The organism is Streptomyces sp. NPDC052107 (assembly GCF_040680215.1).
GTDB lineage: Bacteria > Actinomycetota > Actinomycetes > Streptomycetales > Streptomycetaceae > Streptomyces.
This window is the reverse complement of the sequence record NZ_JBFAWG010000024.1, coordinates 23,464-40,317: the sequence shown is the minus strand read 5'-3', so window position 1 is coordinate 40,317 and position 16,854 is coordinate 23,464. Positions and strand designations below refer to the sequence as shown.

The following is a 16,854-nucleotide window of genomic DNA, read 5'->3' as shown; positions in this document are numbered from 1 at the left end:
ATGCTCCTGAGGGACATGGCCCTCATCTACGGCCGCTGTCTGCGCCAGTCTTTGCGCTCCCGGTTCGCCCTGCTCTTCGGAGTGCTCACGCCGCTGCTCTATCTGCTCTTCTTCGGTCCCCTGCTCACCCGTCTCCCGCTGGGCGGGGGCGGCAGCTCCTGGCAGGTGCTCGTGCCGGGCCTGCTGCTCCAACTCGGGCTGTTCGGCGCCCTGTTCGCCGGCTTCACGGTCATCGTCGAGAAGGGGCAGGGGGTGGTGGAGCGGATGCGTGTGACCCCGGTCAGCCGCCTCGCCCTCCTCCTCGGCCGGGTGCTGCGCGACGCCACGGTCTTCGTCTTCCAGGCGATGCTGCTGGTGCTGGCCGCACTGGTGATGGGCCTGCGCGCACCGCTGACCGGTGTGCTGATCGGCTTCGCCTTCGTCGCCCTGCTCACACTCTCGCTGGCCTCGCTGTCGTACGCGCTCGGCATGAAGGTCCGCACCCCGCAGGAGTTCGGCCCGCTGATCAACATGGTGTCGATGCCGTCGATGCTGCTGTCCGGCCTGATGCTCCCGATGACCCTCGCACCCGCCTGACTGAACGCGCTGTCCCACTTCGTCCCGTTCCGCTACCTGGTGGACGCGGTGCGCGACGCGTACGTCGGGCACTACGCGACCGCGAACATGCTCTACGGCGTCCTCGTCGCCGTCGGTTTCGCGGCGCTGACGGTGACGGTGGGCACACGAGTGTTCCGGACGGCCGGGGCATAACTACGCTGGTCACATGGTCAATCTGACGCGCATCTACACCAAGACCGGCGACAAGGGCACCACCGCGCTCGGTGACATGAGCCGGGTCGCCAAGACCGACCTCCGGATCTCGGCCTACGCCGACGCCAACGAGGCCAACGCGGTGATCGGCACCGCGATCGCGCTGGGCGGCTTGGACGCGGAGGTCGTCAAGGTCCTCACCCGCGTCCAGAACGACCTGTTCGACGTGGGTGCGGACCTGTCGACGCCGGTGGTGGAGAACCCAGAGTTCCCGCCGCTGCGGGTGGAACAGTTCTACATCGACAAGCTGGAGGCGGACTGCGACCGCTTCAACGAGCGGCTGGAGAAGCTCCGCTCCTTCATCCTGCCCGGCGGCAGCCCGGGCGCGGCCCTCCTGCACCAGGCCTGCACGGTCGTACGCCGCGCCGAGCGCTCGACCTGGACGGCCCTGGAGGTGCACGGCGACACGATGAACCCGCTCACGGCGACCTACCTCAACCGGCTGTCCGACCTGCTGTTCATTCTGGCGCGGATCGCCAACAAGGACGTCGGTGACGTGCTGTGGGTCCCCGGCGGGGAGCGCTGAGGGCGGCTCCCGCGCGGGGACCCGGACGCGTCACCGGTCCGTGTCGCTCGCCGCGTCCCGGTCGGCCGAGGCGGCCGCGGACTCGGCCGCGTTCACCTTCTTCTGCATCTCGGCGTATCCGGAGGGCGTGCCCGACACCGCCGGGGTCGTCGGGGACGCCCCGTCGTGGTGGGCGCAGCCCGCGGTGAGCGCCACCAGCAGCGCCACCGCCGGCAGCACCGCCCGCCGTGCCCGCATCAGCTCGCCGCCTTCCCGGCGTTGTTGTCCCGGCACCAGGTCCGGACGTCGTTCAGGTCCTTCTGGCGCTGCTGGAGGTTGGTCACCAGCGACTTGCGGAAGGCCAGCCGGTCCTGGAGGAAGGTGGCGATCTGGGTGTGGCCGGCCTTCTTCGCGTTGTCCACGCGCTGCTCCAGCCGGGCCACCGAGCCACGGGTTCCGGCCCCCGCGTCCAGCCGCTTCAGGGCCCGCTGGATCCGGCGGTCGATCTTGGGCACCCGCTTGCACAGGGCGTGGGCCCCGTCTCCGGTGGGCCCCGGTGCGGGGGTGCTGCTGTCGGCCGAGGCCACTCCGGCGGTGCCCGCCAGGACGGCCGCCACGGCGCATCCGGCGAGCAGAGCGCGCGTACGTCGACGTGCATTCATCGGTGTCTCCGTTCCCTTCCCGGACGAGCGAGCCGTCCGTGCGACGCAACGGAGACTAGGAAGGGTCTTTGGGGAAACTCTGTGACCGGTTTGCCCCGGCTGTGCCGATCAGCCAGTCCTGGCGGCCGGGCAGGATCGCGCCGCCCGACGGCAGCCGTACCTCGAAGCACGCCCCGGTGCCGTCCGGCCCCTCGCTCACGGTGACGCTCCCCCGGTGCAGGGCCGCCTGCTGGGCGACGAGGGTGAGGCCGAGCCCGGAGCCGGCGCTGTCCGGACCCCGCTGGAACCGTTCGAAGATCCGGGCGCGGGCGTCGGGCGGAACCCCGGGGCCGTGGTCGTCGACCGTGACGAGGACCTGATCCGCGGTGCCGGTCACGCCGACCCGCACCCGTGCCCGGCCCTGTGTGTCGCGGCCGTGGGCCAGGGCGTTGCCGAGCAGGTTGTCCAGCAGCAGGCGGAGGCCGGGTTCCCAGCCGTGCACGGTGACTCCTGGTGCCGCGTCGAGGGTGATGTCGGCGTCCGGGGCGCGGCGCCGGACCTCGGCGACGGCGGCGTCGGCGAGGTCGGTCAGGTCGACGGGCCGGAACGCCTCCGCCTCCACCAGGTCCGCGCGCCCCATGTCCCGCAGCATCACCAGCAGACCGAGGAGGCGGGCGTGTTCGCGGTGCAGGTCGGCGAGGACCTCGGCGCGCTCCGTTGCCGGCAGGCCGGGGTGGCCGGTGAGGATGTCGAGGTTGGTGCCCATGCTCATCAGCGGGGTGCGCAGTTCGTGTGCGGCAGCGGAGGAGAAGGAGCGCGCGGTGTCCAGGGCCTGTCCGGTGCGGGCGGCCTGTTCGTCGTAGCGGGCGAGGACGGTCCGGAGGGTCGCGGCGAGCTCGTCGACCTCCCGCACCCCGGTGCGCTCCTCGGGCGGCCGGGTCGTGCTGGTGCGCGGGTCGAGGCCGGCGGTGCGGCGGGTGAGACGGATGAGGGGCGCACTCGCTCCGGCGGCCAGACCCCAGGCGAGGAGACCGGACAGGGGTGCGGCGAGCACCGCGGTGAGGAGCACCCGGTTGCGGACGAGCCGGACCTGGGTGCGGTCGGCGGTGTCGGGCGAGAAGAGCCAGAGCGTGCCGGAGGCCGTGGCGGTCCGTACCGGCCGGGCCAGGGCCCGCCAGCCGCGCCCGCCGTCGCGGAGGGTGGCGAAACCGGAGGTCCGCTCGGGCAGGGCCACGGCGGGGCCGGGCTGGGGGCCGCCGCTGAACGTGGTGTCCGTCCCGACGAGGCGTACGCCGACGTCGAGGGCCGAGCTGAACAGCTGCCGCTCCCGGGTGTCGGCGGCCTTCGGGCGGCCGTTCGCCGAGGCCCGCAGCAGCGCCCGTGCCTCCGGCGCGAGGGCCACCGCGCGTTGCCGCAGATGCTGGTCCTCGGTCCGGTGCAGGTCCCGGGCGACCAGGTGCAGCAGCAGCCAGCCGGCGGCGAGCACGAGCAGCGGGACGGTGCAGCCGACGGCGAGGGCGATCCGGGTGGAGAGTCTCACGGTGTGTCCCGCGGTTCCCTGAGCACGAAGCCGACGCCCCGCACCGTGTGGATCAGCCTGCCGCCGCCGTCCGCCTCCAGTTTGCGCCGCAGATAGCTGACGAAGGTGTCGACGGTGTCGGTGCGCACGTCGAAGTCGTAGCCCCAGACGCGTTCCAGGAGCTGGTCGCGGGTGAGGACCAGTCCGGCGTTGCGGGCGAGCACCTCCAGCAGCTCGAACTCGCGCCGGGTGAGGTCGAGGGGCCTGCCATCGCGCTCGGCGGTGCGGGCGGCCGGGTCGATCACCAGGCCCGCGACCCGCAGCGGTGCAGGGCCGGTCGGCGGGCGGCGGCGCAGCAGGGCGCGCAGCCGCAGCACCAGTTCCTGCAGGGCGAACGGCTTGACCAGGTAGTCGTCGCCCCCGGCCTGGAGGCCGGCGATCCGGTCGGCGGTCTCGTCCAGCGCGGAGAGCATCAGCACGGGCAGGTCCCGGCCCTCGTCGCGCAGCCGGGTGCACACCTCGATGCCGCTCATGCCGGGCATCGAGACGTCGAGCACCAGCACATCGGGCGGCGCGTCCCGGACCGCCGCCAGCGCCTCGGGTCCGTCGGCGGCGATCCGCACCGCGAAGCCGCTCAGCCTGAGCCCGCGCTCCAGCGAGCGCCGGATCGCCGCGTCGTCGTCGACGACCAGCACCGCACCGGAGCCCGCCGTGTCCGTCATGCGCCCCCTCCTCGTCGCCGGTCAGCGTACGACCCCGTGCCGGGCGTGCGGCAGGGCGGGCGGGTGTGCTTCCGCCGGGTCAGGGGCGCCGCTGGACCTCGTGCCGAGGGCGCTGCCCGGCCGGCTCCCGTTTCGGGAACACCGTGTAGCTGACGGCGATGACCAGGTTGACGGCGAGGACCATGAGCAGCCGCAGCTGCCAGGCCCGCAGCGGATCGGTGTCGCGGCCGTCGCCGACGTACCAGGCGGCGGCCTGGAGCAGCGCGAGGCCGACCACGCAGGCGAGGATCCAGCGGCCCGCGACCTTCCACTCGTGGACGGCGCGGGCCCTGCCGTACTTCGGGGGCCTGACCGGGGGCGGGCCGCCCGCGAAGCGGTGGGCCACCCAGGCGTCCGCCCACTTGATGGTGGAGTGGCCGAGTCCGACCGTGAAGCCGATGTAGACCGCGGCCAGTCCGTGCCGCCAGTCCGGTTCAGCGCCGTTCTTCAGGTCGATCCCGGTCACGACGAACAGCACCAGCTCCAGCAGGGGCTCGCACAGCAGCAACACCACGCTCGTACGGCGCCATTTCAGCACGTAGCGCACGGCCAGTCCGGCGCCCAGCAGCACCCAGAACGCCACCTCGCAGGCGATGATCGACCTGACGATCACGATTCGCTCCCCTCGCTCGCCTTCAAGGCTCCCGGCGCCCGGGGCGCGGATCGTCGTCGGTACGGGCGAAACCCGGGGTAAGCGAAAGGTGCAGTCCAGGACCGTGCCCAGGGAGCAAGCGGGGCTGCTGTGGGCCGTGTTGGATGGGGGCATGACCCTCGCGCTCCCCCGCCCCCATCGCGACGACGTGCGCATCGCCGTCGGCGGGCTGCTCGGCGGGGTGCTGCTGTGGCTGTTCGGGATCCATCCGCGGGTGCCCTCGGACCCGCTGGTGCAATGGGCGGCGCCCTGGGCGCCGTTGGTGCCGCTGGCGGTGACGGCCGCGTGCGAGCCGCTGCGCCGCACCTGGCCGCGCCTAGGTCTGCTGGTCGGCACACTCGCGCTGACCCTGGACACGGTGACGCTGGGCAGCGTCGTCACCATCGTGCTGTACACCGATCTCGTGTACGCGGCCGTCCTGTACGGCACCCCGTCCTCCGCCCGCCGGATCCCCTGGATCACCGGGCTCTTGACGGTGCTCGGCGGAGTCGTACCGGCCGCGCTCTGGCGCGATCCGCAGGCACTGCTGATCGGTGTGGGCGTCGGGGTGGTGGCGCTGGCGCCCGCCGCGACCGGCTGGGTGGTGCGCAACCACCGTGACGCCGCCGAGGCCGCCCGGCTGCGCGCCGAACAGACCGCGCTGCTCGCCGAGGTGGACCGCACTCAGGCGGTGACGGCCGAACGGGCGCGGATGGCACGGGAGTTGCACGACATGGTGGCCGGCCACCTGTCCGCGATCGCCATCCACTCCACGGCCGCGCTGTCCCTCGAGGATCCGGAGACCTCCCGCGACGCGCTGCGCGTGATCCGGGAGAACAGCGTGGAGGGACTGGCCGAGATGCGCCGGCTGATCGGTATCCTGCGGGACAGCAGCGGCGACCTGGAGCCGGCCGCCACGCCGACGCTCGACGGCCTGGCCACCCTGGTCGAGGGCGCCCGCGCGGGCGGCCTGGACGTCCGCCTGGAGGCGGGCCACGACCGGGTGCCGGCCCCCGTGGAGCTGGCCGCCTACCGGATCGTGCAGGAGTCGCTGACCAACGCGCTCAAGCACGCGGCACCGGGGCCCGTCCGGGTCGCCCTCCGGCAGGCCGACGGCACGCTGCGCATCGATGTCACCAGCCCCTACCGGCCCGGCGAAACCCCGCGCGCCCCCGGCTCGGGCTCCGGGCTCACCGGGATGCGGGAGCGGGCCACACTGCTCGGCGGCACCTTCGCGGCCGGGCCCGAGGCCGGCCTGTGGACCGTGCGCGCCGGCCTTCCGCTCGTCGAAGGAACTTCCCAATGCTGATGTCAAGCCGCTGCCGTGACAGGTGGTGTGGCTTCGTAGCACGCTCCGTCGCGGATCACCGCTTACAGGACATTGACGCGGCGGCGAGCGAGCGCCACCAGCGCCTGCTTGTGGCCCTTGCCCTCGGCACGCTTGCGCGCGTAGTACGTCTGGGAGGCCCGGCAGCTCTTCAGACTGGAGAGCGCGGAAAGGCACATGGCGTTGAGCAGGCCACGGTGGAAGCGGCGTGGTCTGCGAAGGTTGCCGCTGACGCGGCCGGAGTCGCGAGGTGCCGGCGCCAGGCCGGCGTAGCCGGCGAGCCGGTCGGCGCTGCCGAAGGCGTCCATGTCGCCGCCGGTGGATGCGATGAACGCGGCGCCCATCAACTTGCCCGTGCCGGGCAGGCTGAGGATCACCTCGGCGTGCGGGTGCTCGCGAAACCGGGCCTCGATGAGGGTTTCGACTTCCGCGATCTCCTCATCAAGGGCCATCACCCCCGTCGCGAGCCGCAGCACCATCGCGGCGGCCCGTTTCGCTCCGGGCAGGGCCGTGTACTGGGCCTCGGCAGCCGCCACGGCTGTCCGGGCCAGGGCTGCGGCTCCGCGCACCTTGCGGCCTCGCAGCCACGTCTCGATGCGCTTCGCGCCGCTGCGGCGGATCGCTGCCGGGGTCTGGTAGCCCGTCAGCAAGATGACGGGCCCCTTGTTCGCCAGCTCCAGTTTACGCTCCAACGCCGGGAATATCTCCAGCAGTTGGACTCTGAGCCGGTTGATCCGGCGGGTCCGGTCGGCCACCAGATCGGTGCGGCGCGCGGTCAGGGTCCGCAGGTCCACGGCGATCTCGCCACCCGGCCGCAGCGGGCCCAGGTCACGGCGCATGCGGGCCTGGTCGGCAATGACGAAGGCGTCCATGGCATCCGTCTTGCCCTCGCCCCGGCAGGAGGCCGGGGCGAGGTCCACGCGCAGGCCCGTGATGTAGACCATCGGCTGATCGTGGCTGAGCAGCAGGCCGATCAGCAGGGCCGCGCCGCCGCTGTTGAGGTCGACCGCCCACAGCACGTCTGCGTCGAGGGCGAGAACATCTCCGATCAACCCCAGCAGGGCCGATTCATCGTCCAGGACCCGGCGGGACAGCAGGCGTTCACCGTCCCCGTCGATCACCACGCAGTGGTGGTGTCCCATGCCGATGTCCACTCCGGCCCACATCCGGGGCACGGTCACCTCCGCCACCTCGTCGCGCGTTCACAGCCCAGCAGACGACCTCGCCGACGTTGCCCTACACAGCGATCGAGTCGCATCTCCCAACTGGCCGTCGAGTCGTCGCGGGGCTTTGGGCGGCCAAGCTCCCTGAGCCATCCACGGCGCACCGCATGCAGCCATACCCAGAGCCCCTGGGTCCACCGATCTTACGAATGACCAGTTCAAACCCACCACTGAAAGGTAGGGCCTCCGTATGAACCGGCCCATCCGCGTCCTCGTCGCCGAGGACCAGTCCGCCGTCCGCGCCGGACTCGTCCTGATCCTGCGCAGCGCACCCGACATCGAGGTGGTCGGCGAGGCCGCGGACGGTGAGCGGGCGGTGGAACTGGCCCGGGAGACCGGTCCGGACGTCGTGCTGATGGACGTACAGATGCCACGCCTGGACGGGGTGTCGGCGACCCGGCAGATCGTCGCCGAAGGACTCGCGGACGTCCTCGTCCTGACCACCTTCGACCTCGACGAGTACGTCTTCGGGGCCCTGCGGGCCGGAGCCGCCGGGTTCCTGCTGAAGAACACCGAGGCCACGGACCTCATGGCGGCCGTCCGTACGGTGGCGCGCGGAGAGGGGATCGTCGCGCCGGCCGTGACGAGGCGGCTGATCGCGGAGTTCGCGGCGGCACCGGTGCGGGGGGCGAAGACCGATCCGGCGGTGCTGGACGCCCTGACCCGGCGCGAGCGCGAGGTGCTGTCCTGTGTCGGGCAGGGGCTGTCGAACGCGGAGACCGCTGAGCGACTGAGCATGGCGGAGGGCACGGTCAAGACGCACGTCAGCCGGCTGCTGGCCAAGCTGGAGCTGCGCAGCCGGGTGCAAGCGGCCGTGCTGGCACAGGAGTTGGGGATCTAGCGACAGCCGCCAGGGAACTGGTCCAGACCTATTGACCCGTGGTCCAGACCTTTCTACTCTCGCAGCACCGTGGGCGTGAAGGCTCAGTCATGCCCCTGACCCCCCTCTATGTCCCCGATATCGAGGAGGCGCAGCATGCGCTTCAGACACAGAGCCGCGGCAGGGTTCGCGACCCTGCTGCTCCCCCTGGCCGGACTCGTCGGTCTCGCGAGCCCCGCCCAGGCCGCGACCAACGCGACGGCGAGCTTCACCAAGACCAGCGACTGGGGAACCGGCTTCGGCGCTCAGTGGACCATCAAGAACACCGGTAGCAGCAGCATCAGTTCCTGGACCGTCGAGTGGGACTTCCCCTCGGGTACGTCCGTCACCTCGGCCTGGGACGCGGACGTCACCAGCTCCGGCACCCACTGGACCGCCAAGAACAAGTCCTACAACGGCACCATCGCCCCCGGTGCCTCCGTCTCCTTCGGCTTCAACGGCGCGGGCCCCGGCTCCCCGTCCAACTGCAAGCTCAACGGCGACAGTTGTGACGGCACGACCGTCCCCGGCGACGCCGCCCCGAGCGCCCCCGGCACGCCCACCGCCTCGAACATCACCGACACCTCGGTGAAGCTCAGCTGGAGCGCGGCCACCGACGACAAGGGCGTCAAGAACTACGACGTGCTGCGCGACGGCAAGGTCGTGGGCACGGTGGCCACCACGTCGTACACGGACAGCGGTCTGACCGCCGGCACCGACTACTCCTACACCGTGCAGGCCCGCGACACCGCCGACCAGACCGGCCCGGTCAGCGGCGCGGTCAAGGTGCACACCACTGGCGGCGGCACCACTCCCCCGCCCAGCGGCGACAAGGTCAAGCTCGGATACTTCACCGAGTGGGGCATCTACGGCCGCAACTACAACGTCAAGAACCTGGTGACGTCCGGCTCGGCCGCGAAGATCACGCACATCAACTACGCCTTCGGCAACGTCACCAACGGCCAGTGCGCGATCGGCGACTCCTACGCCGACTACGACAAGGCGTTCACCGCCGACCAGTCGGTCAGCGGCGTGGCCGACACCTGGGACCAGCCGCTGCGCGGCAACTTCAACCAGCTGCGCGAGCTGAAGGCCAAGTACCCGAACATCAAGGTGCTGTGGTCCTTCGGCGGCTGGACCTGGTCCGGCGGCTTCGCCCAGGCCGCGGCCAACCCGACCGCGTTCGCGCAGTCCTGCTACAACCTGGTCGAGGATCCGCGCTGGGCCGACGTCTTCGACGGCATCGACATCGACTGGGAGTACCCGAACGCCTGCGGCCTGTCCTGCGACACCAGCGGCGCGGCGGCCTTCAAGAACGTGATGGCCGCGCTGCGCGCCAAGTTCGGCTCGAACAACCTGGTCACCGCCGCGGTCACCGCCGACGGCTCCTCCGGCGGCAAGATCGAGGCCGCGGACTACGCGGGCGCCGCGAGTTCCGTCGACTGGTACAACGTGATGTCGTACGACTTCTTCGGTGCCTGGGACGCCCAGGGCCCGACCGCCCCGCACTCCCCGCTCACCTCGTACTCCGGCATCCCGAAGGCGGGCTTCACCACCGCCGACGCGATCGCCAAGTACAAGTCCATCGGCGTCCCCGCGTCCAAGCTGCTCATCGGCATCGGCTTCTACGGCCGCGGCTGGACCGGCGTCACCCAGGACGCCCCGGGCGGCACGGCCACGGGACCCGCGGCCGGCACCTATGAGCAGGGCATCGAGGACTACAAGGTGCTCAAGACGTCCTGCCCGGTCACCGGCACCGTCGCGGGCACGGCGTACGCCCACTGCGGCAGCAACTGGTGGTCGTACGACACCCCGTCGACCATCGCCGGGAAGATGAGCTGGGCCAGGTCCCAGGGCCTGGGCGGCGCGTTCTTCTGGGAGTTCAGCGGCGACACCAGCGACGGTGAGCTGGTGAACGCCATCAGCAGCAACCTGTAGTACCCGTACGTGTCCTAAGCGACATTGACGCTCCCCCAGACTTCGTCCGGGGGGAACCCCCACACAGCGAGTGAATGCGGCTACGCCACATTCACTCGCTGTCCGGGCGGGGCTGCCTCCAGCCACGCGAGGAATCCGGTCAGCGCGTCTTCGCTCATGGCGAGTTCGAGGCGCGTGCCCCGATGGGTACAGGCGAGGACCACCGCGTCGGAGAGCAGCGCCAGTTCCTCCTCGCCCTCGGGCAGCCGGCGGCCGGCCACCTCGATCTGCGCGCGCTCCAGGGTGCGGCGGGGGCGGAAGGCGTAGGAGAAGACGCGGTACCACTCGATGCGGTCGCCGTTGTAGCGGGCGACACCGTAGGACCAGCCCTTGCCGTTGGCGTCCGGTTTCTCGCCCACGTTCCAGCGCAGGGAACAGTCGAAGGTGCCGCCGGAGCGCTGGATGAGCCGACGCCGCAGCCCGAACAGGAACAGTCCCACCACCACGAGCGCGACCACGATCCCGCACACAGTCAGAGCGAGGACCATCGGCACCGACCTCCTCGTCTCCTAGGTAGGGGAACTGCTTCTGTCACTGAGTAATGAAACCGGAAAAACACCCACATCTGCCTCAGCCGCGACCGGCACCGGATTGCTCCGGGCCGGCCGCGGCTGAGTGACGTCATACCGCGCGCTTGACTCAGCGCGCCGCCGCCGCACGCAGGCGGACGTCTGCGCGGCGCTCGGCGGCGGCGTCGCCCTCCGCCTTCGCGCGCTCCAGCTCCCGCTCCGTGCGCTGGACATCGATCTCGTCCGACAGCTCGGCGATCTCGGCCAGCAGGGACAGCTTGTTGTCCGCGAACGAGATGAAACCGCCGTGCACCGCGGCGACGACCGTTCCACCGTCACTCGTACGGATGGTCACCGGGCCCGACTCCAGCACACCGAGCAGCGGCTGGTGACCGGGCATGACGCCGATGTCGCCGGACGTGGTGCGCGCGACGACCAGGGTGGCCTCGCCGGACCAGACCTGGCGGTCGGCGGCGACCAGCTCGACGTGCAGCTCAGCAGCCAAGGGTGGCTCCTCGGGTCACCACCCGGCAGGGGTGCCGGGTGTTGGGGTCAATTCTAGTGGGCGTAGATGAGGGGGCGGGACGCACCCGCCCCCTCGGACGAACTCAGGGAGTTCAGGAGACGCCCAGCTCCTTGGCGTTGGCCTTGAGGTCCTCCAGGCCACCGCACATGAAGAACGCCTGCTCCGGGAAGTGGTCGTACTCGCCGTCGCAGATCGCGTTGAACGCGGCGATCGTCTCGTCGAGCGGCACGTCCGAACCGTCCACGCCGGTGAACTGCTTGGCGACGTGGGTGTTCTGGGACAGGAAGCGCTCCACGCGACGGGCACGGTGGACGACGAGCTTGTCCTCCTCGCCGAGCTCGTCGATACCGAGGATCGCGATGATGTCCTGCAGGTCCTTGTACTTCTGCAGGATGCTCTTCACGCGCATGGCCGCGCTGTAGTGGTCCTGCGCGATGTAGCGCGGGTCCAGGATCCGGGACGTCGAGTCCAGCGGGTCCACGGCCGGGTAGATGCCCTTCTCGGAGATCGGACGGGACAGAACCGTCGTCGCGTCGAGGTGGGCGAAGGTGGTCGCCGGGGCCGGGTCGGTCAGGTCGTCGGCGGGGACGTAGATCGCCTGCATCGAGGTGATCGAGTGACCGCGGGTCGAGGTGATGCGCTCCTGCAGGATGCCCATCTCGTCGGCCAGGTTCGGCTGGTAGCCCACCGCGGACGGCATACGGCCGAGCAGCGTGGAGACCTCGGAACCGGCCTGCGTGAAGCGGAAGATGTTGTCGATGAAGAACAGCACGTCCTGCTTCTGGACGTCACGGAAGTACTCGGCCATGGTCAGGCCGGCCAGCGCGACGCGCAGACGGGTGCCCGGGGGCTCGTCCATCTGACCGAAGACCAGCGCGGTCTTGTCGATGACGCCCGAGTCGGTCATCTCCTCGATGAGGTCGTTGCCCTCACGGGTGCGCTCACCGACACCGGCGAACACGGAGACACCCTCGTGGTTGTTGGCGACACGGTAGATCATCTCCTGGATGAGCACCGTCTTGCCGACGCCGGCGCCGCCGAACAGACCGATCTTGCCGCCCTTGACGTACGGGGTGAGCAGGTCGATGACCTTGACGCCCGTCTCGAACATCTCGGTCTTGGACTCGAGCTCGTCGAAGTTCGGGGCCTTGCGGTGGATCGGCCAGCGCTCGCCGTCGTAGGTCTCGTCGACGTTCAGCACCTCACCGAGGGTGTTGAACACCTTGCCCTTGGTGAAGTCACCGACCGGCACCGAGATCGGCGCGCCGGTGTCGACGACCGGGGCCTGGCGGACCAGACCGTCGGTCGGCTGCATGGAGATCGCGCGGACCAGGCCGTCACCCAGGTGCTGGGCGACCTCCAGGGTCAGCGTCTTCCTCTCGCCCGCGTTGGCCGGGTCGGCGACCTCGACGTGCAGGGCCTGGTAGATGTCCGGCATCGCGTCGACGGGGAACTCCACGTCGACGACCGGGCCGATGACCCGGGCGACGCGGCCCGTAGCCGTCGCGGTCTCAACAGTGGTGGTCATTTATCGGTCACTCCCCGCGGTCGCGTCGGCCAGGGCGCTCGCGCCACCGACGATCTCGCTGATTTCCTGGGTGATTTCGGCCTGGCGGGCCGCGTTGGCAAGCCGGGTGAGGTTCTCGATGAGCTCACCGGCGTTGTCGGTGGCCGACTTCATCGCGCGCCGCGTGGCGGCGTGCTTCGAAGCGGCCGACTGGAGCAGCGCGTTGTAGATACGGCTCTCCACGTAGCGCGGCAGCAGGGCGTCGAGGACGTCCTCCGCCGAGGGCTCGAAGTCGTACAGCGGGAGGATCTCCCCCTTGGGGTGAGCCTCCTCGGCGACCTCTTCGAGACGCAGCGGCAGCAGCCTGGCGTCCAGCGCCGTCTGCGTCATCATCGAGACGAACTCGGTGTAGACGATGTGGAGTTCGTCCACACCGCCGTCCGCCGTCTCCTTCTCGATGGCCTCGATCAGGGGCGCCGCGACCTTCTTGGCGTCCGCGTACGACGGCTCGTCCGTGAAGCCCGTCCACGACTCCGTGACCTTGCGCTCACGGAAGTTGTAGTGGGCGACACCGCGCCGGCCGACGATGTACGTGTCGACCTGCTTGCCCTCGCGCTCCAGGCGCTCGGTCAGCTGCTCCGCCGTCTTGATGGCGTTGGAGTTGAAGGCGCCGGCCAGACCGCGGTCGCTCGTGAGGAGCAGGACCGCGGCACGGGCCGGGTTCTCCGCCTCCGTGGTGAGCGGGTGCTTGGTGTTCGAGCCGGTGCCGACCGCCGTGACCGCGCGCGTCAGCTCGGTCGCGTACGGCGTGGAGGCCGCCACCTTGCGCTGCGCCTTGACGACGCGCGAGGCGGCGATCATCTCCATCGCCTTGGTGATCTTCTTGGTCGCGCTGACGGATCGGATGCGACGCTTGTAGACCCGGAGCTGGGCTCCCATGAGTCAGGTCCCTTCCTTACGTCACTTGGCGGCAGCGGCAGGAACGTCCTCGCCGAGCAGCTTGCCGTCCGAGGTCTCGAACTGCTTCTTGAACTCGGCCACCGCGTCGTCGATCGCCTGGATCGTGTCGTCCGACATCTTGGCGCCCTCCTTGATGGAGGTCATCAGGCCCTGGTGCTTCCGGTGCAGGAAGTCGATCAGTTCCTTCTCGAAGCGACGGATGTCGGCGACCGGGACGTCGTCCATACGGCCGTTGGTGCCGGCCCAGACGGAGACGACCTGGTCCTCGGTGGCCATCGGCTGGTACTGGTCCTGCTTCAGCAGCTCGACCATGCGCGAACCACGCTCCAGCTGCGCCTTCGAGGCCGCGTCCAGGTCGGAACCGAAGGCGGCGAACGCCTCCAGCTCACGGAACTGGGCGAGGTCGACACGGAGGCGGCCGGAGACCTGGCGCATCGCCTTGTGCTGCGCGGAACCACCGACTCGGGAGACGGAGATACCGACGTTCAGCGCGGGACGCTGACCGGCGTTGAACAGGTCCGACTCCAGGAAGCACTGGCCGTCGGTGATGGAGATGACGTTGGTCGGGATGAACGCCGAGACGTCGTTGGCCTTGGTCTCGACGATCGGCAGACCGGTCATCGAACCGGCACCCATGTCGTCGGAGAGCTTGGCGCAGCGCTCCAGCAGCCGGGAGTGCAGGTAGAAGACGTCACCCGGGTAGGCCTCACGGCCCGGCGGGCGGCGCAGCAGCAGGGACACGGCGCGGTAGGCGTCGGCCTGCTTCGAGAGGTCGTCGAAGATGATCAGGACGTGCTTGCCCTGGTACATCCAGTGCTGGCCGATGGCCGAACCGGTGTACGGCGCCAGGTACTTGAAGCCGGCCGGGTCGGACGCCGGGGCGGCGACGATGGTCGTGTACTCCAGGGCGCCGTTCTCCTCCAGCGCGCGGCGCACGCCGGCGATGGTGGAGCCCTTCTGGCCGATGGCGACGTAGATGCAGCGGACCTGCTTCTTCGGGTCGCCGGTGCGCCAGTTGTCGCGCTGGTTGATGATCGTGTCGACGGCCAGGGCGGTCTTGCCGGTCTGGCGGTCACCGATGATCAGCTGGCGCTGACCACGGCCGATCGGGGTCATCGCGTCGACGGCCTTGTAGCCGGTCTCCATCGGCTCGTGCACCGACTTGCGCTGCATGACCGTGGGGGCCTGCAGCTCAAGGGCACGGCGGCTGTCGGTCTCGATCTCGCCGAGGCCGTCGATCGGGTTGCCGAGCGGGTCGACGACACGGCCGAGGTAGCCCTCACCGACCGCCACGGAGAGAACCTCACCGGTGCGGGTGACCGGCTGCCCCTCCTCGACGCCGCTGAACTCACCGAGGACGATGGCACCGATCTCGCGCTCCTCGAGGTTGAGGGCGAGGCCGAGGGTGCCGTCCTCGAACTTCAGCAGTTCGTTGGCCATGGCCGAGGGAAGACCCTCGATCTTCGCGATGCCGTCGCCGGCAAGGGTGACCGTACCGACCTCCTCGCGCGAGGCCGCGTCCGGCTTGTACGACTGGACAAAGTTCTCCAGCGCGTCCCGGATCTCCTCCGGCCGGATCGTGAGCTCCGCCATCTGGGTTCCCTGCTCTCCTTGTTGGGCCCGAAGTTTCACTTGGGGGGTCTGGGGGCGACCCCCAGGAATCCTCTGCACGGCCCAACCAGGGCCGTAAGTACGTACTGCTTTTCTCGAGATATCGAGTTGCTGCTAGCTCGCCATGCGGCGGGCGGCGTCATCCAGCCGGTCCACGAGGGAGCCGTTGATGACCTCGTCACCGACCTGCACCCGGATACCGCCGATGACCTCGGGGTCCACGTCCATGTTGAGGTGCATCCGGCGGCCGTAGAGCTTGGCGAGGGCGGCGCCGAGGCGCTGCTTCTGGCCGTCGCTCAGCGGCACCGCCGAGGTGACGACGGCGACCATACGGTCCCGGCGCTCGGCGGCCAGCTTGGACAGGGACTCCAGTCCCGCTTCCAGGCTACGTCCACGCGGCGCGGTCACAAGGCGCACCACCAGACGCTCGGTGACCGGCTTGGCCCGCCCGCCGAGCAGCCGGTGCAGCAGCTCGGTCTTGGCCGCCGTACCGGCGGCGCGGTCGGTCAGCGCGGCGCGCAGCTCGGTGCTGGAGGAGACGATCCGGCCGAACCGGAACAGCTCGTCCTCGACGTCGTCGAGGGTGCCCGTCTTCTCCGCGGCCGTGAGGTCGGCGATGCTCGCCAGCTCCTCCAGCGCGTCCACCAGGTCGCGGGGCTGCGACCAGCGCGAGCGCGCCATCCCGGCCACCAGGTCCGCGGCGGACCCGCTGACCTGGCCACCGATCAGACGCTGGACCAGCTCCGCCTTGGCCTCTGCGGGCTGCGCCGGGTCGGTGAGGACCCGGCGCAGGCCGGCCTCGCGATCGAGCAGCGCGGTGACGGCCGACAGCTCGTCCGCGAGCTGCGCGGCATCCACGGACGTGGAGTCCGTCAGCGCGTCGAGACGCTCACGTGCGGCTGCCAGGGCCTCGCGGCTCGCTCCGTTCATCGCGTGGCCTCGGCCTTCTCCTCGAGCTCGTCGAGGAAGCGGTCGATCACACGGCTCTGGCGGGCGTGGTCCTCGAGGGACTCGCCGACGAGCTTGCCGGCCAGTTCGGTGGCGAGCTTGCCCACGTCCTGACGCAGCGTCTGCGCGGCGGCCTTGCGGTCGGCCTCGATCTGGGTGTGACCGGCGGTGACGATCTCCTCGCGCTGCCGCTGGCCCTCGGCCCGCATCTCGGCGATGAGGGCGGCACCCTGCTCCTGCGCCTCCTGGCGCAGGCGCGCGGCCTCGTGCCGGGCCTCGGCGAGCTGGGCCTTGTACTGCTCAAGGACGCTCTGGGCCTCGACCTTCATGGCGTCGGCCTCTTCGATGCCGCCTTCGATCGCCGCGCGACGCTCCTCCAGAACCTTGTTGATGTTCGGAAGCAGCTTCTTCCAGAAGAAGAAGAACACGATGGCGAAGGCGATGGTGCCGACGAGCAGCTCGGGACCCTCGGGAACGAGCGGGTTCCCGCCCTCCGTCGGGGCCGCCAGCTGTACCAGGTTGGCGATCACATCAGTGCCT

The 16,854-nt window shown here is 70.4% G+C and carries 17 protein-coding genes and 1 pseudogene; 5 read left to right on the top strand and 13 right to left on the bottom strand.

What is annotated here, in order from left to right; translation table 11 throughout:
- Positions 1–750: pseudogene (locus AB0M27_RS24805) on the top strand (ABC transporter permease).
- Positions 751–763: 13 nt separating this feature from the next.
- Positions 764–1,336, top strand: a complete 573-nt coding sequence (locus tag AB0M27_RS24800) for a cob(I)yrinic acid a,c-diamide adenosyltransferase (protein WP_365724168.1) — start codon at positions 764–766, stop codon at positions 1,334–1,336.
- 30 nt (positions 1,337–1,366) lie between these two features.
- On the opposite strand, the gene AB0M27_RS24795 is transcribed toward AB0M27_RS24800, so the two are convergent.
- From AB0M27_RS24795 to AB0M27_RS24775, 5 genes are all read right to left on the bottom strand, one after another.
- On the bottom strand, positions 1,367–1,573 hold the full coding sequence (locus AB0M27_RS24795) for a hypothetical protein (RefSeq protein ID WP_365724165.1): 207 nt from the start codon (positions 1,571–1,573) through the stop codon (positions 1,367–1,369).
- The gene (locus AB0M27_RS24790) at positions 1,573–1,977 is read right to left on the bottom strand and encodes a hypothetical protein (protein ID WP_365724163.1); all 405 of its coding nucleotides are present in this window, start codon (positions 1,975–1,977) and stop codon (positions 1,573–1,575) included. The genes AB0M27_RS24795 and AB0M27_RS24790 overlap by 1 nt, the downstream gene beginning before the upstream one ends.
- A 55-nt stretch (positions 1,978–2,032) precedes the next feature.
- Positions 2,033–3,496 carry a HAMP domain-containing sensor histidine kinase gene (locus AB0M27_RS24785; RefSeq protein ID WP_365724161.1) on the bottom strand — a complete coding sequence of 488 codons (1,464 nt, stop codon included), beginning with the start codon at positions 3,494–3,496 and terminating at the stop codon, positions 2,033–2,035.
- Entirely contained in the window at positions 3,493–4,197 is a 705-nt protein-coding gene (locus tag AB0M27_RS24780) for a response regulator transcription factor (RefSeq protein WP_365724159.1), read from the bottom strand. The genes AB0M27_RS24785 and AB0M27_RS24780 overlap by 4 nt, the downstream gene beginning before the upstream one ends.
- A 79-nt stretch (positions 4,198–4,276) precedes the next feature.
- The gene (locus AB0M27_RS24775; RefSeq protein ID WP_365724157.1) at positions 4,277–4,849 is read right to left on the bottom strand and encodes a hypothetical protein; all 573 of its coding nucleotides are present in this window, start codon (positions 4,847–4,849) and stop codon (positions 4,277–4,279) included.
- Between the two features lie 151 nt (positions 4,850–5,000).
- Between AB0M27_RS24775 and AB0M27_RS24770 the strand changes: the two genes are divergently transcribed.
- Positions 5,001–6,176 carry a histidine kinase gene (locus AB0M27_RS24770; RefSeq protein ID WP_365724266.1) on the top strand — a complete coding sequence of 392 codons (1,176 nt, stop codon included), beginning with the start codon at positions 5,001–5,003 and terminating at the stop codon, positions 6,174–6,176.
- Positions 6,177–6,238: 62 nt separating this feature from the next.
- Here AB0M27_RS24770 and AB0M27_RS24765 read toward each other — a convergent pair whose 3' ends face one another.
- Positions 6,239–7,375: an IS110 family transposase gene (locus tag AB0M27_RS24765; RefSeq protein WP_365724155.1), complete on the bottom strand. Its 1,137-nt coding sequence runs from the start codon at positions 7,373–7,375 to the stop codon at positions 6,239–6,241.
- A gap of 232 nt (positions 7,376–7,607) precedes the next feature.
- Between AB0M27_RS24765 and AB0M27_RS24760 the strand changes: the two genes are divergently transcribed.
- Positions 7,608–8,258 (top strand): response regulator transcription factor, encoded by a 651-nt coding sequence (locus tag AB0M27_RS24760; protein ID WP_365724153.1) that lies wholly within the window; start codon positions 7,608–7,610, stop codon positions 8,256–8,258.
- A gap of 135 nt (positions 8,259–8,393) precedes the next feature.
- Positions 8,394–10,214: a glycoside hydrolase family 18 chitinase gene (locus tag AB0M27_RS24755; protein ID WP_365724151.1), complete on the top strand. Its 1,821-nt coding sequence runs from the start codon at positions 8,394–8,396 to the stop codon at positions 10,212–10,214.
- Between the two features lie 80 nt (positions 10,215–10,294).
- Here AB0M27_RS24755 and AB0M27_RS24750 read toward each other — a convergent pair whose 3' ends face one another.
- The 7 genes from AB0M27_RS24750 to AB0M27_RS24720 form a co-directional block, all read right to left on the bottom strand.
- Positions 10,295–10,741 carry a DUF2550 domain-containing protein gene (locus AB0M27_RS24750; protein ID WP_365724149.1) on the bottom strand — a complete coding sequence of 149 codons (447 nt, stop codon included), beginning with the start codon at positions 10,739–10,741 and terminating at the stop codon, positions 10,295–10,297.
- Positions 10,742–10,892: 151 nt separating this feature from the next.
- Positions 10,893–11,267 carry a F0F1 ATP synthase subunit epsilon gene (locus AB0M27_RS24745; protein ID WP_031171909.1) on the bottom strand — a complete coding sequence of 125 codons (375 nt, stop codon included), beginning with the start codon at positions 11,265–11,267 and terminating at the stop codon, positions 10,893–10,895.
- A gap of 112 nt (positions 11,268–11,379) precedes the next feature.
- The gene (gene atpD / locus AB0M27_RS24740; protein WP_365724147.1) at positions 11,380–12,816 is read right to left on the bottom strand and encodes a F0F1 ATP synthase subunit beta; all 1,437 of its coding nucleotides are present in this window, start codon (positions 12,814–12,816) and stop codon (positions 11,380–11,382) included.
- Positions 12,817–13,734, bottom strand: a complete 918-nt coding sequence (locus AB0M27_RS24735; RefSeq protein ID WP_365724145.1) for a F0F1 ATP synthase subunit gamma — start codon at positions 13,732–13,734, stop codon at positions 12,817–12,819. It abuts the gene before it with no gap.
- A 21-nt stretch (positions 13,735–13,755) separates the two neighbouring features.
- Positions 13,756–15,348 carry a F0F1 ATP synthase subunit alpha gene (gene atpA / locus AB0M27_RS24730; RefSeq protein WP_365724143.1) on the bottom strand — a complete coding sequence of 531 codons (1,593 nt, stop codon included), beginning with the start codon at positions 15,346–15,348 and terminating at the stop codon, positions 13,756–13,758.
- Between the two features lie 132 nt (positions 15,349–15,480).
- The gene (locus AB0M27_RS24725; RefSeq protein ID WP_365724141.1) at positions 15,481–16,296 is read right to left on the bottom strand and encodes a F0F1 ATP synthase subunit delta; all 816 of its coding nucleotides are present in this window, start codon (positions 16,294–16,296) and stop codon (positions 15,481–15,483) included.
- Positions 16,293–16,844 (bottom strand): F0F1 ATP synthase subunit B, encoded by a 552-nt coding sequence (locus AB0M27_RS24720; RefSeq protein ID WP_365724140.1) that lies wholly within the window; start codon positions 16,842–16,844, stop codon positions 16,293–16,295. Before AB0M27_RS24720 ends, AB0M27_RS24725 begins: the two co-directional genes overlap by 4 nt.
- Between the last annotated feature and the right edge of the window lie 10 nt (positions 16,845–16,854).